This window comes from Pinirhizobacter soli (assembly GCF_015905305.1).
Classification (GTDB): Bacteria; Pseudomonadota; Gammaproteobacteria; order Xanthomonadales; family Rhodanobacteraceae; genus Pinirhizobacter; species Pinirhizobacter soli.
Genome location: NZ_JADZLQ010000001.1, coordinates 512,810 through 537,326, shown reverse-complemented (window position 1 = coordinate 537,326; position 24,517 = coordinate 512,810). Strand labels below are relative to the sequence as shown.

General features: G+C 64.9%; 18 protein-coding genes. 17 read left to right on the top strand and 1 reads right to left on the bottom strand.

The genetic code is table 11. The features are described 5' to 3' along the window. Window positions 1-9: 9 nt before the first annotated feature. The 14 genes from cmk to NDK18_RS01950 all read left to right on the top strand — a co-directional run bounded on the left by cmk (window position 10) and on the right by NDK18_RS01950 (window position 21,117). Window positions 10-690 carry a (d)CMP kinase gene (gene cmk, locus NDK18_RS02015; protein ID WP_250622777.1) on the top strand — a complete coding sequence of 227 codons (681 nt, stop codon included), beginning with the start codon at window positions 10-12 and terminating at the stop codon, window positions 688-690. 163 nt (window positions 691-853) lie between these two features. Continuing rightward, window positions 854-2,527 (top strand): 30S ribosomal protein S1, encoded by a 1,674-nt coding sequence (gene rpsA, locus NDK18_RS02010; protein WP_250622778.1) that lies wholly within the window; start codon window positions 854-856, stop codon window positions 2,525-2,527. Window positions 2,528-2,613: 86 nt separating this feature from the next. After that, window positions 2,614-2,910 carry an integration host factor subunit beta gene (locus tag NDK18_RS02005; RefSeq protein ID WP_250622779.1) on the top strand — a complete coding sequence of 99 codons (297 nt, stop codon included), beginning with the start codon at window positions 2,614-2,616 and terminating at the stop codon, window positions 2,908-2,910. Between the two features lie 628 nt (window positions 2,911-3,538). Further along, window positions 3,539-3,790 carry a LapA family protein gene (locus tag NDK18_RS02000; protein ID WP_250622780.1) on the top strand — a complete coding sequence of 84 codons (252 nt, stop codon included), beginning with the start codon at window positions 3,539-3,541 and terminating at the stop codon, window positions 3,788-3,790. Beyond that, on the top strand, window positions 3,787-4,959 hold the full coding sequence (lapB, locus tag NDK18_RS01995) for a lipopolysaccharide assembly protein LapB (protein ID WP_250622781.1): 1,173 nt from the start codon (window positions 3,787-3,789) through the stop codon (window positions 4,957-4,959). Before NDK18_RS02000 ends, lapB begins: the two co-directional genes overlap by 4 nt. Before the next feature lie 7 nt (window positions 4,960-4,966). Further along, window positions 4,967-5,962, top strand: a complete 996-nt coding sequence (locus NDK18_RS01990; RefSeq protein ID WP_250626960.1) for an MraY family glycosyltransferase — start codon at window positions 4,967-4,969, stop codon at window positions 5,960-5,962. Window positions 5,963-6,037: 75 nt separating this feature from the next. After that, window positions 6,038-7,939, top strand: a complete 1,902-nt coding sequence (locus NDK18_RS01985) for a nucleoside-diphosphate sugar epimerase/dehydratase (RefSeq protein WP_250622783.1) — start codon at window positions 6,038-6,040, stop codon at window positions 7,937-7,939. After that, window positions 7,936-8,817 carry a UTP--glucose-1-phosphate uridylyltransferase GalU gene (gene galU / locus NDK18_RS01980; RefSeq protein WP_250626959.1) on the top strand — a complete coding sequence of 294 codons (882 nt, stop codon included), beginning with the start codon at window positions 7,936-7,938 and terminating at the stop codon, window positions 8,815-8,817. Before NDK18_RS01985 ends, galU begins: the two co-directional genes overlap by 4 nt. 70 nt (window positions 8,818-8,887) lie before the next feature. Beyond that, window positions 8,888-10,492: an NAD(P)/FAD-dependent oxidoreductase gene (locus NDK18_RS01975; RefSeq protein WP_250627642.1), complete on the top strand. Its 1,605-nt coding sequence runs from the start codon at window positions 8,888-8,890 to the stop codon at window positions 10,490-10,492. Between the two features lie 151 nt (window positions 10,493-10,643). Continuing rightward, window positions 10,644-11,363, top strand: a complete 720-nt coding sequence (locus NDK18_RS01970; protein ID WP_250626958.1) for a hypothetical protein — start codon at window positions 10,644-10,646, stop codon at window positions 11,361-11,363. A gap of 194 nt (window positions 11,364-11,557) precedes the next feature. Continuing rightward, window positions 11,558-17,602: an alpha-2-macroglobulin gene (locus NDK18_RS01965; RefSeq protein WP_250626957.1), complete on the top strand. Its 6,045-nt coding sequence runs from the start codon at window positions 11,558-11,560 to the stop codon at window positions 17,600-17,602. 48 nt (window positions 17,603-17,650) lie between these two features. Then, window positions 17,651-20,011: a penicillin-binding protein 1C gene (gene pbpC / locus NDK18_RS01960; protein WP_250626956.1), complete on the top strand. Its 2,361-nt coding sequence runs from the start codon at window positions 17,651-17,653 to the stop codon at window positions 20,009-20,011. A gap of 60 nt (window positions 20,012-20,071) precedes the next feature. Continuing rightward, complete coding sequence (locus NDK18_RS01955; protein WP_250622788.1) at window positions 20,072-20,647, top strand: antitoxin Xre/MbcA/ParS toxin-binding domain-containing protein; 576 nt, start codon at window positions 20,072-20,074, stop codon at window positions 20,645-20,647. Next, window positions 20,644-21,117, top strand: a complete 474-nt coding sequence (locus tag NDK18_RS01950; RefSeq protein ID WP_250626955.1) for an RES family NAD+ phosphorylase — start codon at window positions 20,644-20,646, stop codon at window positions 21,115-21,117. The genes NDK18_RS01955 and NDK18_RS01950 overlap by 4 nt, the downstream gene beginning before the upstream one ends. On the opposite strand, the gene NDK18_RS01945 is transcribed toward NDK18_RS01950, so the two are convergent. Next, entirely contained in the window at window positions 21,114-22,070 is a 957-nt protein-coding gene (locus tag NDK18_RS01945) for an alpha/beta hydrolase (RefSeq protein WP_250626954.1), read from the bottom strand. The genes NDK18_RS01950 and NDK18_RS01945 overlap by 4 nt on opposite strands. Window positions 22,071-22,126: 56 nt before the next feature. On the opposite strand from NDK18_RS01945, the gene NDK18_RS01940 reads away from it, so the two are divergent. From NDK18_RS01940 to NDK18_RS01930, 3 genes are all read left to right on the top strand, one after another. Beyond that, window positions 22,127-23,413: an NAD(P)/FAD-dependent oxidoreductase gene (locus NDK18_RS01940; RefSeq protein ID WP_425600635.1), complete on the top strand. Its 1,287-nt coding sequence runs from the start codon at window positions 22,127-22,129 to the stop codon at window positions 23,411-23,413. Next, window positions 23,413-23,745 carry a tRNA-binding protein gene (locus NDK18_RS01935; protein ID WP_250626952.1) on the top strand — a complete coding sequence of 111 codons (333 nt, stop codon included), beginning with the start codon at window positions 23,413-23,415 and terminating at the stop codon, window positions 23,743-23,745. Before NDK18_RS01940 ends, NDK18_RS01935 begins: the two co-directional genes overlap by 1 nt. Window positions 23,746-23,827: 82 nt before the next feature. Next, window positions 23,828-24,097: a hypothetical protein gene (locus NDK18_RS01930; protein ID WP_250626951.1), complete on the top strand. Its 270-nt coding sequence runs from the start codon at window positions 23,828-23,830 to the stop codon at window positions 24,095-24,097. Window positions 24,098-24,517 lie beyond the last annotated feature (420 nt).

Here is a 24,517-nt window from a genome sequence, read left to right as displayed (position 1 = left end):
AAGGTTGCCATGTCCACTGCCAAGACCGTCCCCGTACTCACGATCGACGGTCCTTCAGGCTCGGGCAAGGGCACCATCAGCGCCCTGGTGGCTGAACAGCTGGGCTGGCACCTGCTTGATTCAGGCGCCCTCTACCGGGCGGTCGGCTACGCCGCCGGGGCCGAGGGCCTGGACCTCTCCGACGCCGAGGCCATCGCCCGCTGCGCGGAAACCACCCGGATCCGTTTCGTCGCCGCGGGCAAGGGCCACCCTGCCCGGGTCATGGTGAACGGGCATGACGCCACGGACGAACTTCGCACCGAAACCGCCGGCGCCGCCGCCTCGGCGATTGCCGCCATCCCGGCGGTCCGCCAGGCCCTGGTACAGCTGCAGCTGGGGTTCCGCAAGGCGCCGGGACTAGTGGCCGACGGCCGGGATATGGGCACCGTCATCTTCCCGGAAGCTGCGTTTAAGGTATTTCTTACGGCTTCCGCGGCCGAAAGGGCGAAAAGACGCTATAAGCAGTTGAAGGATAAGGGGCTGGGCGTTACACTTGCCAATCTGTTACGCGAGATCGAAGCGCGCGACGAGCGCGATGCTTCCCGCGCCGTGGCGCCGCTCCGGGCCGCCGATGATGCCATCACCATCGACACCACGGGCCTGTCCATCGACACCGTCGTAGCAAAAGTATTCGCCATCGTCCGTCCCTAGCGGGAACGAACGGTGGCATCAACGCCCATGCCGCGGCATGGGTTTAGCCAACGGTGGCCGGGGACTTTAAACAACTCCCAGCCGCCCATGACCGGTGGGTCGCAAGCCTCATCCACGCATCAAAACCGTGGCGGGCCCGACCTCGTACAACCCTGGAATCCACATGACTGAAAGTTTCGCCGAACTGTTTGAACAGAGCCAGCAGGCCATTTCCAAGCTGAAGCCTGGTGCCATCGTCACCGGCATCGTGGTCGAGATCCGTAACGACGTCGTCGTGATCAACGCCGGCCTCAAGAGCGAAGGCATCGTCCCCATCGAGCAGTTCCGCGATGAGCAGGGCGTGTTGGAAGTGGAAGTGGGCGATGAGGTCAAGGTTGCCCTTGACGCGCTCGAAGACGGCTTCGGCGAGACCAAGCTCTCGCGTGAGAAGGCCAAGCGTTCGATGGTGTGGGACGACCTCGAGCAGGCTTTCGAGAAGGAAGAGACCATCACCGGCAAGATCTCCGGCAAGGTCAAGGGTGGTTTCACTGTCGACATCAAGGACGTCCGCGCATTCCTGCCGGGCTCGCTGGTCGACGTGCGCCCGGTCCGCGATCCGGTTTACCTGGAAGGCAAGGACCTCGAGTTCAAGATCATCAAGCTCGACCGCAAGCGCAACAACGTTGTGGTCAGCCGCCGCGCCGTCGTCGAGACCGAGTTCTCCGAAGAGCGCGAGAAGCTGCTTGAGCGCCTCACCGAGGGTGCAGTGGTCAAGGGCGTGGTCAAGAACCTCACCGACTACGGCGCATTCGTCGACCTCGGCGGTATCGATGGCCTGCTGCACATCACCGACATGGCCTGGAAGCGCGTGCGCCATCCGTCCGAAGTGGTCAACGTCGGCGACGAGCTGGACGTCCGCGTGCTCAAGTACGACCGCGAGCGCAACCGCGTTTCGCTGGGCCTGAAGCAGCTGGGCGACGACCCGTGGGTCGCCATTGCCCGCCGCTACCCGGTCGGCAGCCGCCTGTTCGGCAAGGTCTCCAACGTCACCGATTACGGCTGTTTCGTCGAGATCGAGCCGGGCGTCGAAGGCCTGGTGCACGTTTCGGAAATGGACTGGACCAACAAGAACGTCAACCCGGCCAAGGTCGTGCAGGTCGGTGACGAAACCGAAGTGATGGTGCTGGACGTCGATGAAGAGCGTCGCCGCATCTCGCTGGGTATCAAGCAGACCCGTTCCAACCCGTGGGAAGCTTTCGCCGCCATGCACAAGAAGGGCGACAAGGTTTCCGGCCAGATCAAGTCGATCACCGACTTCGGCATCTTCATCGGCCTGGAAGGCGGTATCGATGGCCTGGTGCACCTGTCGGACATCTCCTGGCAGGTGTCGGGTGAAGACCTCGTCCGCAACTTCAAGAAGGGCGACGAAGTCGAGGCCGTGGTGCTTGCGGTCGATCCAGAGCGCGAGCGCATCTCGCTCGGCATCAAGCAGATGGAGCAGGATCCGTTCGGCCAGTTCATGGCCACCAACCCGCGCGGCACCATCCTTAACGGTACCGTGAAGGAAGTGGACGCCAAGGGTGCGGTGATCGACCTGGGCGAGGGCGTCGAGGGTTACCTCCGCGCCAACGACATCGCCAAGGAGCGCATCGACGACGCTACCCAGCACCTGAAGGTGGGCGATGCGGTCGAGGCCAAGTTCACCGGCATGGACCGCAAGGGCCGCCAGCTGCAGCTGTCGATCCGCGCCAAGGACGAGGAAGACGTCGCCGACGCCATGGCCGATTACGGCTCGGCTGCCGGTGGCACGACCAAGCTCGGCGCGCTGCTCAAGGAGCAGTTCAACAAGGCCGACTAAAGCGTCATCGGGAAGCGGGACGGCCTCACGGTCGTCCCGCGACCTGCTAACGTTGCACGCAGCCAGTCAGGGAATCCTGGGGAACCATGACGAAATCCGAATTGATCGAGGCGCTTGCACGGCGCCAGACCCACCTTGCCTTCGGCGACGTGGAGATGGCAGTGAAGAGCGTGCTCGAGCAGATGAGCCAGGCACTGTCATCGGGCGAGCGGATCGAGATCCGCGGCTTCGGCAGCTTTGCCCTACATTTCCGCCCACCGCGCATGGGCCGCAACCCCAAGACGGGCGAAGCGGTAGCCTTGCCCGGCAAGCACGTACCACACTTCAAGCCCGGCAAAGAACTTCGTGAACGAGTAAACCTCGTCGACGACGTCCAGGCCTAAGACTCAAAGCCGCGCACTGCGCGGCTTTTTTTTGCCTGTCGCGGGGCGCTCGGGCGTGGCGGGCAGAGCGGCCGGGGCCCAGCGGCGGCGTACCGGGCTGCGGCGACCCTCGGGAGCTGCGCTCCCATCGGGACGGGCTTCGGCCGGGGGTTTTCGATTCGCCATCCATGGCTCAGCGAAAACGGCCGGCCATCCATGGCCGGCCCCCTGCGGGCCTAATCCGACCGAAGCCCTTCGCCTTCGCACGGAGCGCCGCCGCTGGGCCCCGGCCGCTCTGCCCGCCACGCCCGAACGCTTTCCCCACATTCGGCTCGGATGTGTCCAGAGCCGGGGGCGTTGCCCTCGTCAGCGACTTGTGGAACCGAGCGTTGTGGGCGGATCAGGCCCGCAGGGGGCCGGCTTGGTCGGCCGTTTTCGCGAAGGCCGCAGGCCGCCTCGAAACCCCCCGCCCGCAACGCGGGCGCGCCGGGGCGCAGCCATCAGACAAAGCCGCGCAGCGGCCTCTTCTCCCAAGCGCCGGTGTAACCGGAGCGACGAGGGTAACGCCACCCGGCTCCTGCGACACGTCCGAGCCCCGCCCCACACGGCAATGCCGAAGGCGAGCGTCGTTTTGCGCTAAAGTTGGCTGATGCGAATCCTCGCCCTGATCGTCCTTCTGCTTTTTCTCGCCGCCGGCATTGTGCTTGGTGCCCTCAATGCTGATGCCGTTCCATACGACCTTGGCTTTGCGCGGGTGAGCCTGCCCAAGGGTGCGGCGTTGCTGGTTGCCTTGCTGGTTGGCTGGGTGCTTGGTGGGCTTACTGCCTGGCTGGGTACGCGTATGGGTGATCGCCGACAGCGCCGCCGGCAAGCGAAGGTGGCTCGCGCGGCCGACGCATGAATGCCATCTGGCTTTTGGCGCTGGTTCCTCCGGCAGCCTTCTACAGCGGTTGGTACCTGGCGCGGCGCACCAGTGCGCGGCGATCGGGTGCGCGCGTCAACGAACTTTCCAGCGATTATTTCAAGGGGCTGAACTACCTCTTGAACGAAGAGCAGGACAAGGCGCTTGAAGTGTTTCTGCGCCTGGCCGAGTACAACCGCGACACGGTGGAGACGCACCTGGCGCTGGGCAACTTGTTTCGCAAGCGTGGCGAGGTGGATCGTGCTATCCGCCTGCATCAGCACCTGGTGTCACGTCCGGGCCTGAGCGAGGAAACCAAGACGGTTGCCTTGCTTGAGCTGGGTGAGGACTACATGCGTGCCGGGCTGCTTGACCGCGCCGAAACTCTGTTCTCGGATCTTGTCGCCATGGATGCTCTTGCGCCGTCGGCGCTTCGGCACCTGGTGGCGATCTACCAGCACGAGCGCGAGTGGCATAAGGCGATCGATCACGCCCGACGCCTGGAAACCATGACCGGCGAGGACGAATTGCCGATGATCGCTCAGTTCTACTGCGAACTGGCCGAGCAGTCCCGCTCGCACGGCGCGCGGGTGGAGGCCAGCGAGTACCTTGCCGAAGCCTTCCGCTGCCAGGCCGATTGCGTGCGTGCGCACATGCTTACCGGACGGCTTCTGGCCGAGAGCGACGACTACGCCGGTGCGGTGGACGCCTACGAAAATGCCGTGGATGCCGATATCGCGTTCGTGCCGGAGATCCTGCCGCCGCTGTTGAACTGCTACGCGCGTTCGCAGCAGATGGAACGAGCCGAATCCTTCCTGCGGCAGATCATGGAGCGCTACCACGGCATCTCGCCGGTGCTGGCGCTTACCCGGCTTTACGAAGGGCGCGATGGCGAACGCACGGCCATCGACTTCCTTACCGGGCAGTTGCGTAAGCGTCCATCGGTACGTGGCCTGATGGCCTTGATCGACGCCACCATGGACAAGGTGTCCGGTGAGGCACGCGAGAACTACCTGATCCTGCGCGACCTCACCCGCAAGCTGATCGAAGGGCAGGCGATGTACCGGTGCAGCCGTTGCGGATTCGGTGCCAAGGCGCACCATTGGCAATGCCCGGGTTGCAAGAGTTGGGGCACGGTGCGCCCGATCCACGGCGTGGCCAACGAGTGAGCGCGGCATGCCAGTGATCGCCTGGACCATGATCGCGACGCTCGTCGTCGCGTTCGTCGTGGTGCGCGGATGCATCGCGTACGCCCACCGGCGCGGCATGCTCGACCAGCCTGGGCAGCGGCGTTCGCATACCGTGCCGACGGCGCGGGGTGGCGGCTTGGGAATTGTCGTGGCCTGGGTGCTGGCGATGCTGCTGCTATTGCCCGGATCGCTGCCGTGGCCGTTGCTGGCGGCGCTCGTGGCCGGCACCCTTGGCGTGGCCTTGATCGGCTGGCTCGACGACCACGGCGATCTCCCCGTGCGGCCGAGGTTGTTGGTACAGCTGGCTGCCTGCGCGGTCTTTGCCGCTGCGGTGTGCAACGACGGATTGGCATGGTGGTGGTGGCCGTTGCTGGTGCTGGCCGGCACCTGGTCGATCAACCTGCACAACTTCATCGACGGCATCGACGGCTTGCTGGCCCAGCAGTGCATCTTCGTCGGCGTGGGTATCGCCTGTATCGCGGCCGGTATCGGCTCGCTGGTGCTGCTCGCCGCCGGAGGTGCATTTTCGATGGCCGCGCTGGGATTCTGGTGGTTCAACCGTTCGCCGGCGCGGATCTTCATGGGCGATGTCGGCAGCGGGGCGGTGGGTTTCATCGTGTTCGCGCTGACCGCCCTGATCTGGCTGATCGATGCGTCCGCGTTGTGGGCGGCCTTGCTGCTGTCCAGCAGCGTCGCGGTCGATGCCACGCTCACCCTGCTTTCACGGATGCGCGGGGGACGGCGCTGGTACAGCGCCCACCGCGAACACCTCTACCAGTGGCTGGTCAGGCGCGGCCACGGGCACTCCCGCGTCGGCGGCTACTACCTGGCGTGGAACCTGTGCGTGGTGGCCCCGCTTGCCGCGGCCGCGATGGCCTGGCCCAGCCTTGCCCCGCTATGCTGCGTGATCGGCTACGGCCTGGCCATGGTGGCCTGGGTGGCGGGCAAGAGGGCCATCCGGCGCTCCGTGGCTCATGGCTGAACAGAAGGAACCGCTGTCGCACATATGTGACAGATGCCTTATATGATTTCCAGATCACCAAAAATTTCCCCACGCATGTTCCTGCGCAAGCTCATTGGCATCATTCATCCGCGCTCGGCGGTCGTCACCCACGACCTTGGCATGGCCGCGCTCGCCTGGTGGATCGCCAAATCCCTGCGCTACGCACTCATGCCCGAACAATCGGCGGTGGAATACCTCCCGCTGGAGTTCCCCGTGGTGCTGCTGGTGCAGGGCGCCATCTTCACCTGGACCGGCCTCTACAAGGGCGTGTGGCGCTTTGCCAGCCTGCCGGACCTGTGGAACATCCTGCGTGCCGCGTGCCTGGGCGCCCTGGCGATCGGCCTTGCCATGTTCCTCTACGGCCGCCTTGAAGGCGTGCCCCGTTCGGTGCTGCTGGTTTACCCGGTGGTGCTGTCGGTGCTGCTGGGCGTGCCCCGGCTCACGTATCGCTTCTGGAAGGACAGTCGGCTGGACCTTTTCCAGTCGATGCCCACGCGGCGCGTGCTGGTGGTGGGTGCCGGGCGTGCCGGCGAGGCACTGGCACGCGACCTGCGCCGTGACAGCCGTTACTCGGTAATCGGCTTCGTCGACGACAACCCCGCGCTCCGCGGCGCCCGTATCAATGGCATGCCGGTGCTTGGCCGCATCGACCAGCTGCCGGAACTGGCCCGCGAGATCGCCGTGCAGATGCTGCTGATCGCCTTGCCCGGGGCTACCACCTCGGAGATGCGCAACGTGGTGGCCCTTTGCGAGGAAACCGGGTTGCCGTTCCGCACCGTGCCGCGTCTTGAAGACGTGGTCGCCGGCCGCGCGCAGTTCAACGAGATCAAGGAAGTGGCGATCGAGGACCTCCTCGGCCGCGACACGGTGGAACTGGACTGGACGGCCATCCGCGAAAGCCTTTCCGGCCGGCGTGTCCTGGTCACCGGTGGCGGCGGCTCCATCGGCTCGGAACTTTGCCGGCAAGTCGCGCGGCTGGGAGCGCAGTCGCTGACGGTGGTGGATCAGTCCGAGTACAACCTCTATCGCATCGGGCAAGAACTCACCGCCGTCTATCCGGAACTCATCTTCGAAGGCGTGCTTGCTGACGTACGCGATGAAGTGGCGATCAACCGCGTGTTCGCCCGGGTGCATCCGCATGTGGCCTTCCATGCCGCAGCCTACAAGCATGTGCCGATGCTGCAGGGACAGCTGCGCGAGGCCTTCCGCAACAATGTGCTGGGAACACGCATCGTCTCGGAAGCATCGGTGGCGGCCGGGGTGGAATGCTTTGTCCTGATCTCCACCGATAAGGCGGTGAACCCGACTTCGGTGATGGGTGCCTGCAAGCGCCTGGCCGAGATCTGGTGCCAGAATCTTTCAGCGCAGGTGCGCACGCGCTTCATCACCGTGCGTTTCGGCAATGTGCTTGATTCGGCTGGTTCCGTGGTGCCGCTGTTCCGCCAGCAGATCCAGCAGGGCGGTCCGGTCACCATCACCCATCCGGAGATCTCCCGCTACTTCATGACCATCCCGGAAGCCTGCCAGCTGATCCTGCAGGCGGCGAGCCTGGGCAAGGGCGGCGAGATCTTCGCCCTGGACATGGGCGATCCGGTGAAGATCCGGGACCTCGCCGAACAGATGATCCGCCTGGTCGGCAAGAAGCCGGGCACCGAGATTCCCATCGTGTACACCGGCCTGCGCCCGGGCGAGAAGCTCTTCGAGGAGTTATTTCATCCCCTGGAGAATTACACCGGCACGGCGCACGCGAAGATCTTCCTGGCCCAGCATCGCCAGGTATCGTGGGAGCTGCTGCAGGCACAGTTGGCGCGTGCGCGCGATGCTGCTGCCGATTTCGACGACGAGGCCCTGCAACGGTCGATTGCCGCACTGTTGCCTTCCTTTCGATGGAACGACGCCGTGCTAACGGACAACGTCGTACCGTTGCGCGCGACCGATCACGGAGAGCAAGCATGACCAAACCGCTGCGCAAAGTCGTTTTCCCCGTTGCCGGGCTCGGCACGCGCTTCCTGCCCGCCACCAAGGTGGTGGCCAAGGAAATGCTGCCGGTGCTCGATCGCCCGCTGATCCAGTACGCGGTGGACGAGGCGGTGGATGCCGGCGCCGACACCCTGATCTTCGTCACCAACCGCTACAAGCACGCCATCGCCGATTACTTCGACAAGGCGTACGAGCTGGAAGCCAAGCTCGCGGAGAAGCGCAAGGACGAGCTGCTGGCCCTGGTGCAGACGGTTTTGCCAAAGCATGTGCGCTGCGTGTTCGTGACCCAGCCTGAAGCACTGGGCCTGGGCCATGCGGTGCTGATGGCCAAGCCCGTGGTGGGCAACGACGAACCCTTCGGCGTGATCTTGCCCGACGACCTGATCTGGAACGAAGGGCCCGGCGCCTTGCGCCAGATGGCCAAGGTGGCCCACGACGAGGACGCCGGCGTGATCGCCGTGGAAGAAGTGCCCCACGAGGACACCGACAAGTACGGCATCGTCGCCACCGACGAAGCGAAGGGCCGCAGCGCTCGCATCCACCACATGGTGGAAAAGCCCAAGCCCGCCGACGCGCCGTCGAATCTGGCCGTGGTCGGCCGCTACGTGCTGCCCGGCCGCATCTTCCAGTTGCTGGAAGAAACCACCCCGGGAGCGGGCGGCGAGATCCAGCTGACCGACGCCATCGACCGCCTGCTCAAGGGCGACGGCAAGGTCCTGGCGCACCGCTTCGAGGGCACCCGTTTCGATTGCGGCAGCAAGGTGGGCCTGGTCAAGGCCACCATTCATTTCGCCCTGAAGGATCCGAAACTCGCCGCTGCCGTGCACGAGGCGGTGGCTGTCGGCCGGGCCTGATCGATCTGAAGGGATGAAGCCATGGGGGCCTGGGCGGTAGACTTGCCGGCCAGCCTCCATGCCGTCGCCCATGCTTCGCCTTACCGACATCCAGCTCCCGCTCGATCATCCCGACGACGCCCTCGAGCGTGCGATCGGCAAGCGCCTTGGCGCGGACGCTGCGAAAATGCGTGGCTTCACGGTATTCCGGCGCGGCTACGACGCGCGCAAGAAGTCGGCGATCACCCTGGTGTACACGGTGGACGTGGATATCGCCGACGAGGATGCTGTACTTGCGCGGCACGCGGGCCAGCACGTCAATCGCTCGCCGGACACCTCCTACAAGTTCGTGGCCCATGCGGCCGATGGTGAACATCGCCGCCCGATCGTGATCGGGACCGGGCCTTGCGGCGTGATGTGCGCGCTGCTGCTTGCCCAGATGGGCTTCCGGCCCATCGTGCTCGAGCGCGGCAAGGCCGTGCGCGAGCGCACGAAGGATACCTGGGGCCTGTGGCGTGGCCGTACCCTTACCCCGGAATCCAACGTGCAGTTCGGCGAAGGCGGGGCGGGCACGTTTTCCGACGGAAAGCTGTGGAGCCAGGTGAAGGATCCGAAGCACTACGGCCGCAAGGTGCTGCTCGAATTCGTCAAGGCCGAAGCGCCGGAGGAAATCCTTTATGTGAGCAAACCGCATATCGGCACCTTCCGCCTGGTGAAGATGATGGAGAGCATGCGGGCCAGCATTATTTCCCTTGGCGGGGAGTTCCGCTTCGGCACGAAGGTTACCGATGTGCTGCTGCAGGGCGGCCGCATGCAGGGCGTGCGGCTGGAATCGGGTGAGGAACTGGCGTCGGACCATGTGGTGCTGGCCATCGGGCACAGTGCACGCGACACCTTCGCCATGCTGCACGAACGAGGCATCTTCGTCGAAGCCAAACCGTTCTCGATTGGGTTCCGTATCGAGCACCCGCAGTCGTTGATTGACCGCGCGCGTTTCGGCCCCAGCGCGGGGAACGACCTGCTGGGCGCGGCCGACTACAAGCTGGTGCACCACGCCGGCAACGGCCGATCGGTTTACAGCTTTTGCATGTGTCCCGGCGGCACGGTGGTCGCGGCAACGTCCGAGCCGGGCAGGGTGGTCACCAACGGCATGAGCCAGTATTCGCGCGATGAGCGCAATGCCAACGCGGGCATCGTGGTGGGCATTTCACCGGAAGACTATCCCGGTGGGCCACTGGCTGGCATTGAATTCCAGCAGGCCTGGGAATCGCGTGCGTTCGAGCTTGGCGGCGGCAACTACGATGCCCCCGGCCAGTTGGTGGGCGACTTCCTGGCGGGCGTGGCGTCCACGACGCTCGGGTCCGTCGAGCCGTCGTATAAGCCTGGCGTCCGCCTGGGTGACCTTGCCACCGCGTTGCCCGACTACGCCATCACGGCCATACGCGAGGCGCTGCCGGCTTTCGACCGGCAGATCCGGGGCTTTGCCATGTACGACGCGGTGCTTACGGGGGTGGAAACGCGCACGTCCTCGCCCATCCGCATCCGTCGTCACGATGACTCCCTGCAGAGCATCAATACCCCTGGCCTGTATCCGGCGGGCGAGGGTGCTGGCTACGCGGGCGGCATCATGTCGGCGGCGATCGATGGCATCCGCGTGGCTGAGGCGGTGGCGTTGTCGATGTCGGCCGCGCGATAGCGTTTTCCATCAGCTTTTCATCCCCCAGGCGCATGGATGGAACGTGCAAGCATGGGGCGGCCGCGGGCATCAGTATTAGCCGGACCATCGGCGGTGGCCCAGGTCCGCCGCCGGCCCCGAAAGCTGCCCTTAGCGAGGTCGTCGTACGTCCATGCCTTCACCTGTCTCGTCGCTTACTGCCCTTCCGGATTTTTCCTCCGTCCAAACCATCGGCAATCCCTCGCCGGAGCTTTTTCTCGAACGTCTCTTCCACGTGCGCAACGACGCCTTCGCGCGTTTCAAGACGGACACGCACAAGGTCTGTTATCCGGCCCGGCCCCGGACGGGGGTGACAGCATGGGTCGCTCGTCGGGATCACCCAGGAAGCGGCATCCCCCGGATGTGGCACCGCGCTCGCGGCCTTTGCTCGGTCAGCGCGTCGGCACTGCGCCGGAACGGCAGCGAAAAGATCCATCTGAGTGTGGCGCCGGATCAGCTCGAAAAGGCTTACCAATGCATCAGCGCCCCGCTGGTGGACGCCAACTGTCCCTTTGATGACTTCAAGGTCGTCAATCCAGCTTTTGTTGCCACCGACGGGTCCATGGATGCCGACGCGCAAGTCACCTTGTACGTGCACGACCAGACCGATCCAGAAGGTGTCAGGTACTTCCTGCTGGACGTCGGCACGCGACTGGGCACCGCTGGCATCGCGGCCGGAAGCGTCCCTGAAGGGGACAGCCCCCTAGCCGGCGGCCCGATCACCGCCGACAACAGCTATCTGGCCTTTTTCAGCTATCGCGAAATTGACATGCCCGTCCCGGACGGCAGAGTCCCGCTACCTCTTCAGACAGACTTCTACAGGGCGGTATGCAAGCCGCTGCAGGTGAACTGACCGGCGTCATCCAACCCTGCGTTTCGGTATGCCAGAATACCGCCCTGTTCCCGCCATGATTTTCGGCGAGGATGGTTGGGGAATTGGGTAGTGCATCAAACCGCCGTGGGCCTTCGCCCGCGGTGGACGGGTGCGTACCCGTCTGGGACGCGGCGGCGCCGCGAATGACGTTTGGGCATCGATCAGGACCGATCATGGATCTGCTGCGTTTTCTTGCTTCCCTCCCGCTGCGCCTGGCGCGCGGCCTGGCCTGGTTGTTCGCCCTCATCCTGCGGCCGGTATTTGGCCAGATGAGCTGGTCGGCGCCCGCCTGGGTGCCGGCCACGGGTAACGCGGCACGCAGCCATCCGCTAAAGTTCGCAGGCACCATCGCCGCTGTCCTGGTGGTGCTGGTGGGCGGATGGTTCGGCTGGCACTGGTGGCAGAACCGGCCCAAACCCGTCGAGCCCAATCGCGTCACCTTCCAGGTGGCCGCGCCGGCCGTTACCTCGTACGACGAAACCCCGATCACCATCCACCCGCTGATCGTGCGCTTTTCCGGTTCCGCGGCGAAGATCGAAGCCCTGCATAAGCCGGTGACCGACGGCATCGCCATGTCGCCGAAGCTCGCAGGCAGCTGGACCTGGGACAACGACCGCACCCTTCGCTTCGTGCCCGCCGAGGACTGGCCGGTGGGTAAGCACGTTGATGTGCGCCTGGACAAGGTCAAGCTGTTCGCGCCGCAGATCGTGCTGGCGGACGACCACTTCGATTTCGATACCGCGCCGTTCACCGCACACATCGCCAGCGGCGAGTTCTACCAGGACCCACAAACCCCGACCATGAAGAAGACCATCGTGCAGGTGGCCTTCAATTACCCGGTGGATCCGGCACAGTTCGAAAAGAACGTGGCATTGCAGCGCCTGAACGCGAAGGGCGGCAAGGACGGCGACCTGAAGTTCACCGTCACCTACGATGATCGCAAGCTCAATGCCTATGTGCATTCGCAGCCACTGGACCTGCCGCGCGACGATAGCGCGGTGCGCCTGGTGCTGGACAAGGGCACGCGCAGCGTGCGCGGCGGCGATGGCACCGACAAGGAGCTCACCACCGACGTCAAGGTGCCGGGCCTCTACAGCCTGAAGATCGACGACATCTCGGCGAGCCTGGTCGACAACGAGAAGTTCGAGCCCGAGCAGGTGATGGTGATCAACGTCGGCGGCGCCGTCAGCGACACGGACTTGGCCAGGCGCGTGCGTGCCTGGGTGCTGCCGAAGTACCAGCCGGGCGGCCAACACGACGAGGATGCCCCACCGGATGACTGGTCGATCGACCAGGTCGACCAGAAGATGCTCAAGGCCACCAACGCGGTGAAGCTCGATGTCATCCCCACCGAGAACGACTACGCGGAGCTGCAAAGCTTCCGCTTCAAGGCGGAACCTGGCCAGCGCATCTACGTGCGCGTGGAAAACGGCCTGACCTCCTTCGGCGGCTACGTGCTGGGCCAGCCCGTGGCCCAGGTGGTCACCGTGCCCGACTACCCGCGCCTGCTTCGCTTCATGGCCGATGGCGCGCTGCTGTCGATGTCCGGCGCCAAGCGGGTGTCGGTGGTATCGCGCAACATGCCCGGCATGAAGCTGGAGATCGGCCGCGTACTGCCGGATCAGCTGCAGCACCTGGTGAGCCTCAACGGTGGCACCTACGCCAAGCCGCAGATGTATGGCCTTACCTCCGACCACATCGTCGACCGTTTCGAACAGAAGACCTCTTTCCCCGCGGGCGATCCTGGCAAGGCTCACTACGAGGGCGTTGACCTGGGCAAATACCTGGCCTCGGGCAAGAAGGGCGTGTTCCTGTTGAAGCTCACCGGCTACGACGAGAAGGCTGAGAAAAAGGCCGAGGCCGCCAAGGCCAAGGCGGAAGAGGAAGCCGCCAACGGCGCCGTGGGCGATCATGCCGCCAGTGATGACAGCGCCGACAATGCCGATGGTGACGGCGCCGACAACGAGGGCGATACCGAAGGCGACGGCGACGCCAGCAGCGACAGCACGGCCGACGTCAATTCCATCATCGACGAACGCCTGGTGGTGGTCACGGACCTGGGCGTACTGGCCAAGCAGTCGGTCGACGGCAGCCAGGATGTCTTCGTGCAGTCCATCCGCACCGGATCGCCCGTGCCTGGCGCACGGGTATCGGTGGTGGCCGAGAACGGCCAGGAACTCTTCACCGGCACCACGGCCGCCGACGGCATGGTGCACTTTGCCAGCCTCAAGGGCTTCGACCGCGAGAAGAAGCCGACCATGTACGTGGTGCGCTCGGGCGAGGATCTTTCCTTCCTGCCGATCGGCGCCTACGACCGCAAGCTCGACTATTCACGTTTCGACATCGGCGGCGAGCCCAATGCCCGCAGCCAGGGCCAACTCACTGCCTATCTTTTCTCCGACCGGGGCATTTACCGCCCGGGCGACACTTTCCACATGGGCCTGATCGTCCGCGCCGCCACCTGGACCCGCAGCGTGGCGGGCATCCCGCTGCTTGTTGAGGTGGTGGATCCGCGCGGCACCAGCGTGCGCCAGGAACCGGTGGCGATGAACGAGGCCGGTTTCGCCGAGATGAGCTACACCCCGGCCGAAACCGCGCCCACCGGCAACTGGACGGTGAACCTCTACATCGCCAAGGACGGCAAGCCCGGCGCGCAGATCGGCAGCGGCAGCGTGCAGGTGAAGGAATTCCAGCCCGACCGCATGAAGGTGGCCGCGAAGCTTTCGCAGGTCGTCGCCGAAGGCTGGGTCAAGCCTGCGCAGCTTAAGGCCGTGGTCGACGTGGAAAACCTCTTCGGCACGCCGGCCGCCGACCGCCGCGTGGAAGCCACGCTCACCCTGCGCCCGGCCTTCCCGCAGTTCCGTTCCTATCCCGACTATCACTTCTACGATATCCGCCGGGCCAAGGAGGGCTACGAGGAATCCCTGCAGGACGGCAAGACCGACGACAAGGGCCACGCGGAGTTCGTGCTGGACCTCACCAAGTACGCCGACGCTACCTACCAGCTGTATTTCCTCGCCAAGGCCTACGAGGCCGAGGGGGGCCGCAGCGTCGCTGCCGCGACGCAAAGCATGGTGTCGTCGAACGATTTCCTCGTCGGCTACAAGGCGGTGGACAATCTCGAATACGTCACCCGCGACGCCGTACGCGGCGTCAACCTGGTAGCGATCGATCCGTCGGCGAAGAAAACCGAAGTCAAGGGTCTGAAGAAGGCCATCGTCGAGACGCGCTATGTGTCCGTGCTGACCAAGCAGGACTCGGGCGTCTTCAAGTACGAGTCGAAGAAGCGCGAGTCCACGGTAAGCGAAGAGGCGCTGACGATTCCGGCCACGGGCCTGGACGTCACGCTGCCCACCGGCAAGCCGGGCAACTTCGCCCTGGTCGTGCGCAACGCCGAAGGCAAGGAACTGAATCGGGTTGAGTATTCGGTGGCGGGTGATGCGAACGTCTCGCGCTCGCTCGAGCGCAACGCGGAGTTGCAGCTCACCCTGTCGAAGAAGGACTACGCCCCGGGCGAGGCGGTGGACATCGCCATCCGCGCGCCTTATGCCGGCAGCGGCCTGATCACCATCGAGCGCGACAAGGTCTACGCGCACGCCTGGTTCCATGCCGATACCACCAGCTCCGTGCAGCACATCACCGTGCCCGCGGATTTCGAGGGCAACGGCTACATCAACGTGCAGTACATCCGGGATCCTTCCTCGGATGAGATCTTTATGAGCCCTTTGAGCTTCGGCGTGGTGCCGTTCTCGGTGAATCTGGACGCTCGCCGCAATGGCATCAAGGTGGAGACGCCGGCGCTGGTGAAGCCAGGCCAGACGGTCACGTTCCATCTGACCTCGCCCGCGCCGACCAAGGCGGTGGTATTCGCGGTGGACGAAGGCATCCTGCAGGTGGCCCGCTACAAGCTGGGCGACCCGCTCACCTTCTTCTTCGCCAAGCGCATGCTCGAGGTGAACACCTCGCAGATCCTCGACCTCATCATCCCGGACTTCGAGAAGGTGATGTCGATGGCGGCTCCGGGCGGCGACGCCGACGGCGGCATCGGCCGGCAGCTCAATCCCTTCAAGCGCAAGCGGGACAAGCCCGTGGCGTACTGGTCGGGCATCGTCGACGTGGATGGCAGCCGCGACTTCACCTACCAGGTGCCTGATTACTTCAACGGCAAGCTGCGGGTGATGGCGGTGAGCGTTGCCGCCGACCGCATCGGCACCTTCGAAGGGTCGACCACCGTGCGTGGCGACTTCGTGCTCTCGCCCAACGTGCCCACCACCATCGCCCCGGGCGATGAAGTGGAGGTCAGCGTGGGCGTGGCCAACAACCTCACGGGGCTAAATGGCAAGGAAGTGCCGGTGACCGTGGCGCTGAAGACCGGCCCGCAGCTGCAGGTAGTGGGCGCGGCCAGCCAGCAGGTGTCGCTGGGCGAGATGCGCGAGGGCGTGGCGCTGTTCCGCGTGAAGGCCACCGATCTGCTCGGCTCGGGGAATTTCACCTTCACCGCCAGCTATGGCGACAAGTCGGCCAAACAAAGCGTGGATGCCTCGGTGCGCCCGGCATCGCCCATGCGCACGCAGCTGGACATCGGCCGCATTGATGCCCATGCCCGTATCGACCTGCCGGGCCTGCGCCAGATGTATGACGCCTTCGCCCAGCGGCACGTGTCGGTCGCCACGGTGCCCGTGGTGCTGGCACAGGGCCTTGCCGCGTACCTGGTCGACTTCCAGCACTACTGCACCGAGCAGGTGATCTCCAGCGCGATGCCGGCGCTTATCCTTGGCAAGCGTCCGGAGTTCGGCAAGGTGACGCGGGCACGCAACGCCGATGGCAGCGTGTCCACCACGGACCCCGTGGCAGCGCTGTTCGACACCCTGCATGCGCGGCAGAACGCGCAGGGCGGCTTTGGCCTGTGGGCGGCAACGCCCGATACCAACGGCTTCATCACCGACTATGCCGTGCACTACCTGCTCGAAGCACGTGATCGTGGCGTGGCGGTTCCGCAAGACATGCTCGATGCCGGCAATGGGGCCTTGCGCCAGATTGCCGCGAACGAAGGCGAAGATTCGCTGGCGTCGCTGCGCCAGCGCGCCTATGCCATTTACCTGCTGACCCGCCAGGGCACGGTGACCACCAACTACCTGGCGTCCGTGCAGCGGCGCCTGGAGGAGGCGTACGCGCCGCAGTGGAAGTCCGATGTCACGGCGGCATGGCTGGCGGCAAGTTACCAGCAGCTGCACCAGGACAAACAGGCCGCGCAGCTGATTGCAGGCCCGCTGAAGCAGCTCACGCGCACACCGGCGGACGAGCCCTATAGCTACGATTACTACTACGACTCGGTCATCCGCGACGCCTCGGTGCTGTACATCCTGGCCAAGCACTTCCCGGACCGCGCCAAGGCGCTGCCGCCCCAGGCGGTGGAGAACCTGGTACGCCCCATTGGCAAGGGTCACTACAACACGCTGTCCTCGGCCATGACCATCCTTGCGCTGGACGCGTGGGCCACCAACGCGGCAGGTGACCTGTCGAAACTCACCATCGACGAAGTGGCCGCCAGCGGTGCCGTGAAGTCGATCGGCAGCGCCAACGGCAGCGTGCTGCAGGGCTCGTGGTCGGCAGCCTCGCCACGCCTTCGCCTGGTGAACGACAGCGACGGCATAGCGTGGTACGCAGCCAGCCAGACCGGCTTCGACCGCATGGCACCCGGCGCACCGATCAAGGATGGCCTGGAAGTGGTGCGCGAATACACCGACACCAACGGCAAGACGCTGGACAAGGTCACCATCGGTGAGGAAGTGGACGTGCACGTGCGCATCCGCGCCACCGGTAAGGACGGCATCGGCAACCTTGCCATCGTCGACCTGTTGCCCGGCGGCTTTGAACCGGTGATCGAACCGCCGCCCGCCGATGCCGCGCCCGCGGCGGACGCCTCGCAAGACGACAGCAGTTCCGATGCCGACGCCACCCCGGCACCGGCCGCCTGGCGCGCGCCGATCGGCCTTGCCAGCTCAACCTGGAAGCCCGAGTACGCCGATATCCGCGAGGATCGCGTGGTGATCTACGGTACGGCCACCACGGACGTACGCGAATTCGTATATCGCATCAAGGCCACCAACGCCGGCCACTACATCGTGCCACCGGCCTATGGTGAGTCGCTGTACGACCGCAGCGTGCAGGCACGCTCGGCCGGTGGCACGACCATCGACGTCGTACGAAGCAAATAGGAGTGATGCCAGGTGCCCGGCGACGGGCACCTGGCCTTAAGAAGGTTGATGAAACGCCTGCGTCTTCCCCGGTGGCACAACGTCCTGGTTGCGTTGTTGCTGGTCTGTGCCGTTCCCGTCGGGTTCCGGCTGTGGCCGCACGAGCCGCTTCGCCAATGGCTGCCTTCATCAACGGCAGTCTATGACCACGACGGCCGCCTGCTGCGCCTGACGCTTGCCAGTGATCAGCGTTATCGGCTGTGGGTGCCGCTGGAAGACATCGCTCCGCCCGTGGTTGAAGGCGTGCTGCTGCACGAGGACCGCTGGTTCCGCTGGCATCCGGGCGTCAACGCCTGGGGCCTGGCGCGCGGCGCGTGGGTTACATACGTTCGCCATGGCAACCCGCAAGGTGGCTCCACCATCACCATGCAGCTGGCCCGGTTGATGTACGGGCTCAACACGCGTACCCCGGGCGGCAAATTGCATCAGGCGTGGGCCGCCATGTTGCTGGAGTTGCGCTACTCCAAGCACGACATCCTCGAGGCGTATCTCAACTACGCGCCGTACGGGCGCAACGTGGAAGGCGTGGGCGCGGCAAGCCTGGCCTACTTCGGCAAGTCGCCGTCGGCCTTGAACCTTCCCGAGGCGCTTGCCCTGGCCGTGATCCCGCAGGACCCTACGCGTCGCCTGCAGGCCACGGGCGGAAGCGGCGATGCGGTGATCAATCGGTGGCTGAGCGTATCGCGCAACCGCCTGTTCGAGCGGTGGGTGAGAATCCACCCGGAGGCTGCCGCGCAACGACCGCTATTCGCCTTGCCGCTGGCTTTGCGCCCGCTGTCGCAACTGCCGTTCGAAGCACCGCATTTTGTCGAACAGGTGCTGGCCACGCGTCGCATGACCGGTGGCTCCGACATGCGCGTGACGACCACGCTGGACCTGCGCCTGCAGCGCAGCCTGGAGCGCCAGCTGCGCAGCTACGTAGCCCATCGCGGTGACCGTGGCATCCGCAATGCGGCGGCCTTGCTGGTAGATACCCGTGACATGGGCATCAAGGCCATGGTGGGCTCGGCCGACTACTTCGACTCGTCGATCCAGGGGCAGGTCAACGGCACGCAGGCCAAGCGTTCACCCGGGTCCACGCTCAAGCCTTTCATCTATGGCCTGGGCTTCGACCAGGGCGTGTTGCATCCGCAGACCGTGCTGCGTGACGTGCCGTCGGCGTTCGGTCCGTATACGCCTGAGAATTTCGACGGACGGTTCCTGGGTCCCGTCACGGCCACGCAGGCGCTGATTCGCAGCCGAAATATCCCCGCGGTGTACGTGGCCTCGCGGCTGAACAACCCCACGCTGTATCAGTTCTTGAAGGACGCCGGCATCAGCCGCATGGCGAGCGAGCAGCACTATGGCCTGGCGTTGGTGCTTGGCGGAGGTGAAGTGACCATGCAGGAGCTGGCGGGCCTGTACGCGATGCTCGCCAACCGGGGTGAGCTAAAAGCTTTGCGCACGCTATCGACCGACCCGATGTCGCCCGGCACGCGGATGCTCAGCGACGAAGCCAGCTTCATGGTCATGGACATCCTGCGCCAGAACCCGCGGCCGGATGATGTAGTGACAGCGCAGCCTTCGCGCCTGCCGGTGTACTGGAAGACAGGCACCTCCTGGAGTTTTCGCGACGCCTGGACGGCCGGGAGTTTCGGCCCGTATGTGCTGATCGTCTGGATCGGCAACTTCGACGGCCAGGGTAATCCGGCCTTCGTCGGTGTGGATGCGGCGGCGCCCTTGTTCTTCCAGATCGCCGATGCCCTGCGCGCGGAGAACCCGGCGCTTGCCGAGCCTATTCGGCGCAATCCGACCAACCTTGCGAAGGTGTCGATTTGCCTCGCCAGCGGCGACCTGCCTAATGCGTGGTGCCCGCAAACAGGGACCACATGGTTCATCCCAGGCAAGTCGCCGATCCGGGTGAGCACCATCCATCGCGCTGTGGTGTTCGATACCACCACCAACCAGCCGGCGTGCCCGCCGTACGATCCGCGCCATATACGCACTGAAGTCTTCGAATACTGGCCGACGGACCTGCAACGCGTGTTCGCTCAAGCGGGAATTCCCCGCCGTCAACCGCCAGTGCTGCCCGCCTGCCAGGGGGCAGGACAGGCGGACGGCTCGCCGCCGAGGATCACCTCGCCGATGCGCGGCACTACCTACACCATGCGTGTCTCGCGCCTGGGCACGGAGCAGATCAGTTTCTCGGCTACCAGCGATGCCGATGCCCACGAGTTGTACTGGTTCATCGACGACGCCTACCTTGGCAAGTCCAAGGCAGGCGACGCGCTGTTGTGGCAGCCCGAGCGGGTAGGGCACTTCCTGGTGCGCGTGGTGGACGACCACGGGCGAAGCGACAGCCGGCCACTTGACGTTGCGGTGACGCAGTAAACGGTCTGTTTGCCCGAATGTCTTGATTGGGCTAATATAAAGGCCCAAAGGAGCTACGCCATGGCCTCGACCGACAATCGCCGCAAGCGGGGCAGCCTTACCACTTCTGCCACACCGCTGCGCGCAACGCGCCGCGCGGGAAAGCGCGTGGCCGGCGCTGAGCAGGCGATGTTCGCCCGGTTGATGAGCGGCCAGATGGACCTGGACGGCAGCGCCTTCATGGTGATCGAGCGCGCCGGCAGCCTGGAGCGTGCCGAGAGTGTCCGCCACGGGCTCTCGCCCCGGGTATTCGTCAACCTGGCAGCTTCCCTGCGTCTTCCGCAAACCACCTTGCTCGATAACCTCGGGCTGCCGCACTCCACCATGAAGCGCAAGGCACAGCATGATGAACTGCTCGGTCGCCTGGAAAGCGAGCGCGTGATGGGCGTGGCGCGCCTGGTAGGGCTGGTTCAGTCGATGGTGGAGGAAAGTGGCGAGCCGGAGGGTTTCGACGCTGCCCAGTGGCTGGGCAGCTGGATCCAGATACCGGTGCCGGCCCTCGGTGGCCGCACGCCAGCGGACATGCTTGATACCGCGGCCGGCCAGGAGGAAGTGGCCCGGTTGCTGCGCCAGGCGCAAGCGGGCGTCTATGCGTGAGCAACGCTTTTCGCATCACCTCCCATACCCGGGATTACGCAGCCACTGATCTTTCCGGTGCCGGTGCGGCGGCCGTGGGCGGTCGATGGAATCGCGTCGGAACGCCGATGGTCTACGCCTCGTCCACGATTTCCCTCGCGGTGCTCGAAACCATGGCCCACCTGGGCAGCGGCAGCCTGCCGCTCAATCGCTACATCGTGGCGCTGGATATTCCCCAGAAGCTGCTCGATGCAGCGATCGTGGCCGATCCTCCGGAAGGATGGGACGCCGAACCTGCGAGTCTCACCTCGCTGGACCTGGGCGAGGCATGGGCCAAGGGCGGCGCCAGCGCGCTCCTATGCGTGCCCTCGGTGATCGTGCCGGAGGAATGGAACATCCTGATCAATCCGTTGCATCGCGATGCCCGGCGGATCAAGGCGTCGATCGTGCGCAAGCAGCAGTACGACCGGCGCATTGGCCTGGGCGACTAAGGTTTGGCCGACGCAATGAAACCAGCGATGGCATCCACCAGCCCCGGCGCCAGCGGCATGGACGTATCGCCGTAGCTGGCGATGTTCGCCGCCTGGCCTTCGGCGGGATGGCGCAAGACGTGGTTCATGCCGGGAATCACCTTCAATTCCACGCCCGGCCTGGCACCCGCCAGGGCATGGGCGTCGGTCATGTTGATCTGCAGGTCGTTGTCGCCCTGCACTACGAGCACCGGGCCCTTGTAGGCCTTCAGCAACGCTACGGGATCCTTCTGGAACCAGTTGATGATGTAAGGCTGAACGTCTTCCTTAAAGAGAGGCTGGAAGGGTGCCGGTATCTTCGAGGCTTCCACGCGCTTGCCTTGCCTCAAGTCCTCGATCACCGGCAGCACCTGCGGCAGGAACTGGGCATTGGCAGTATTCGCCTTGAGTTGTTCGATCAATATGTCGGCTGCCTTCCGGCCAGCGCCTGAAATCAGGATGAGTCCGCAGATGCCTTCAGGCTTCTGGGCAGCGATCTCGGCCACCAGCACACCTTCGCTATGGCCCAGCAGCCACACGCAGCGCTGCTTGGTGGCGGTGGCCAGGAACGAAGCCCAGGCGTGCGTGTCCTCGCCATAGGCGTCGATGGTGGTGTTGTTCGGATTGAATCCTTCGTGGCGGCTGCCGAACATGCCGCGCTTGTCCACGCGCACGCTGGCGATGCCTTGCTCGGCCAGCGCGTTGGCTAGCTGGCGATAGGGCCCGCCCTTCACGCCCATGGGATTGTCGCCATTGCGGTCTGTCGGACCCGAGCCCGGCAGGATCACCACCGCGGCTTTGGCAGGCCTATGGGCTGGTTGTACCAGCGAGCCTGCAAGCGGCCCGATCGGGCTATCGACGTGGACTTCGGTTTCGGCGGCGTTGGCGGTCATGGCGAGGCCTGCGAAGACGAGGGCAAGGGCAACCTGGCGCATGGTGCATCCCTTAGCGGGTGAGCCAGCCGGATCATAGCGCGCTATGCTCGTTGGGAATGCTTGCCACGCCACCATCCTATTACCGCGTTGCCGCCGGGGAAGTGTCCCCAAGGGCGCCCTTGAAAGGGCGTGCCGATGTACGCGTGGCCATCGTGGGTGGGGGCTTCGCCGGGCTCAACACGGCACTTGGCCTGGCCGAGCGCGGCATAACGGACGTGGCGTTGATTGAGAGCCAGCACATCGGCTTCGGTGCGTCGGGGCGTAATGGCGGCTTCGTGTTCGCCGGGTATTCGCTGGGCGAGGAATCGCTGATCGGACGCGTCGGCGAGCAGCAGGCCGCAAGGCTTTACGCCCGCACCGTGGACGCGGTGAACCTGATCCGCCAGCGTGTGGGGCAGTACGGTATCGACTGCGACCTGGTGGACAAGGGCGTGGTCTGGGCGAACTGGTTCCGCGACCCGGAAGTGCTTCGTCGTCGCCAGCGCCTGCTTGAATCCACCTTCAACGCACAGTGGCACTGGCTGCCTGCGGCCGACCTTTCCGAATGGCTGCGCACCCGCCGCTATCACGATGGCCTGTATGAGGCGAACGCGCTTCACTTGAATCCACTGGCCTATGCCCGCGGCCTGGCCGATGCCGCCGCCGCGCGCGGCGTTCGTATCCACGAAGACAGCCGCGTGCGCTCGATCAAGCGCGACGGTGCTGGCTGGATCATCCGCACGCCGGAAGGCGAGTTGCGCGCCGAGCACGTGGTGCTTGCCTGCGGTGGGTACCTTGCGGGGCTGCGTCGCAGCATCGACCGAGCGATCCTTCCCATCGCCACCTATGTGATGGTGACCGAGCCCCTTGGTGATCATCTGAACGATTGCATCCGCACGCGTGCGGCCATCTACGACACGCGTTTCGCCTTCGACTATTATCGCCCGCTCAACGACACGCGCCTGTTGTGGGGTGGCCGCATCTCGGTGCGCGACCGCTCGCCCGCGGCGGTGAAGAAACTGCTGCGCCGGGACATGCTTCATGTGTATCCGCAGTTGGCCGACGCACGCATCGACTACGCCTGGTCGGGCCTGATGAGCTATGCCCGCCACCAGATGCCGCAGGTGGGTCGGCAACCGGACGGCCTGTGGTACGCGCAGGCTTTTGGCGGCCACGGCCTGGCGCCCACGTGCGCGGCAGGCGAGCGCCTGGCGCAGGCGATCGTTGCCGGCGAGAGCGTCGTGGACGACCACGCCGCCTTTGGCCTGGAGCGTGCATGGCGCCCGATGGGCTATGCCGGCGCGCAGGCCACGTATTGGTATGAACAGTCGCGCGACTGGCTCAAGCGACGCATGGAGGGATGATGGAAGAAATAAGCTGGGGTGACTTCGAGAAGGTCGCGATTGTCGCCGGCACCGTGGTGCGCGCTGAGCCGTTTCCCGAGGCGCGCAAACCGGCGCTGAAAGTGTGGGTGGATTTCGGCCCGTATGGCGAGCGCAAGACCAGCGCGCAGATTGCGTCACTTTACACACCGGAAGAACTCATCGGCCGGCAGGTAGTAGGCGTGGTCAATTTTCCCGAGAAGCAAATCGGCCCGTTTCGGTCGCAGTTCCTGCTAACCGGATTCCCTACAGACGAAGGCGTGGTGCTGACTGCCGTGGAGCGGCCCGTGCCCAACGGTACGCGGCTCGCATAGCGAACCCAGGGAGGGCGTGGCGCTTGTCTCAGCCGCAGGCACCCAAGTACGCTCGGCCCTCATTCATCCGGGGGGAAGAAGCATGAGTCCGTTGGTCATTTTTGCGCTGGTACTTCGCTGCATTGGCGTGTGGCAGCTCGTGGAGGGCATCGGAATGGCTGTCACCTGGTTCGACATCCATGAAGGCTATGCCTCCAATGCCGGTTACTTGGCCATGGCTTACGTGAACCAGTCAGTCGTCCATCTGTTGATGGGTCTTGTGCTGATCCTTGGCGCGCCGGTTATCGCGCGTTGGTGCTATCCCTCGTGTGTTCGCGACAAACGGGAGATGGAAATACCCCAGGGTGAGTAGAAGTCACGCTTGGCGACTCGGTACGCCCAGTCGATAACGAAGGGCGGATCCGGGCGGATGAACGAGGCGGGTTGCTACTCCCGCGCGACCGATGCGTGGGGCTGTCACGTGGTAGACAGTCGGGATGTTTCGACTCATCCGCTGCGTTCATCCGCCCAGCATTGGCGCGCCAGGAGGGGATGCCACCCGTGGATCATGGGGAAGGTGGCGGGCGAGCCAGGTTAAGACCCGCGCACGTACAAACGGTCGGACTTACGTCCGCCTGACCGCCCGCCAGAATTGCGCGGCAAATCTCGGGTACCGCAAGCGCGCCTGCGGTACCCGATCTTTTTGTACATGCGACGGGGTCTTAAACCCGGTTGCCGATGTACCGGCAACGCGAATATGTTCCACGAAGCGAGCGCGCGGTTCCATCGGAAT

Coding starts and splice junctions, on each gene's coding strand:
- cmk (WP_250622777.1), top strand. CDS start 10: ATGTCCACTGCCAAGACCGTCCCCGTACTCACGATCGACGGTCCTTCA.
- rpsA (WP_250622778.1), top strand. CDS start 854: ATGACTGAAAGTTTCGCCGAACTGTTTGAACAGAGCCAGCAGGCCATT.
- NDK18_RS02005 (WP_250622779.1), top strand. CDS start 2,614: ATGACGAAATCCGAATTGATCGAGGCGCTTGCACGGCGCCAGACCCAC.
- NDK18_RS02000 (WP_250622780.1), top strand. CDS start 3,539: ATGCGAATCCTCGCCCTGATCGTCCTTCTGCTTTTTCTCGCCGCCGGC.
- lapB (WP_250622781.1), top strand. CDS start 3,787: ATGAATGCCATCTGGCTTTTGGCGCTGGTTCCTCCGGCAGCCTTCTAC.
- NDK18_RS01990 (WP_250626960.1), top strand. CDS start 4,967: ATGCCAGTGATCGCCTGGACCATGATCGCGACGCTCGTCGTCGCGTTC.
- NDK18_RS01985 (WP_250622783.1), top strand. CDS start 6,038: ATGTTCCTGCGCAAGCTCATTGGCATCATTCATCCGCGCTCGGCGGTC.
- galU (WP_250626959.1), top strand. CDS start 7,936: ATGACCAAACCGCTGCGCAAAGTCGTTTTCCCCGTTGCCGGGCTCGGC.
- NDK18_RS01975 (WP_250627642.1), top strand. CDS start 8,888: ATGCTTCGCCTTACCGACATCCAGCTCCCGCTCGATCATCCCGACGAC.
- NDK18_RS01970 (WP_250626958.1), top strand. CDS start 10,644: ATGCCTTCACCTGTCTCGTCGCTTACTGCCCTTCCGGATTTTTCCTCC.
- NDK18_RS01965 (WP_250626957.1), top strand. CDS start 11,558: ATGGATCTGCTGCGTTTTCTTGCTTCCCTCCCGCTGCGCCTGGCGCGC.
- pbpC (WP_250626956.1), top strand. CDS start 17,651: ATGAAACGCCTGCGTCTTCCCCGGTGGCACAACGTCCTGGTTGCGTTG.
- NDK18_RS01955 (WP_250622788.1), top strand. CDS start 20,072: ATGGCCTCGACCGACAATCGCCGCAAGCGGGGCAGCCTTACCACTTCT.
- NDK18_RS01945 (WP_250626954.1), bottom strand. CDS start 22,070: ATGCGCCAGGTTGCCCTTGCCCTCGTCTTCGCAGGCCTCGCCATGACC.
- NDK18_RS01940 (WP_425600635.1), top strand. CDS start 22,127: ATGCTTGCCACGCCACCATCCTATTACCGCGTTGCCGCCGGGGAAGTG.
- NDK18_RS01935 (WP_250626952.1), top strand. CDS start 23,413: ATGGAAGAAATAAGCTGGGGTGACTTCGAGAAGGTCGCGATTGTCGCC.
- NDK18_RS01930 (WP_250626951.1), top strand. CDS start 23,828: ATGAGTCCGTTGGTCATTTTTGCGCTGGTACTTCGCTGCATTGGCGTG.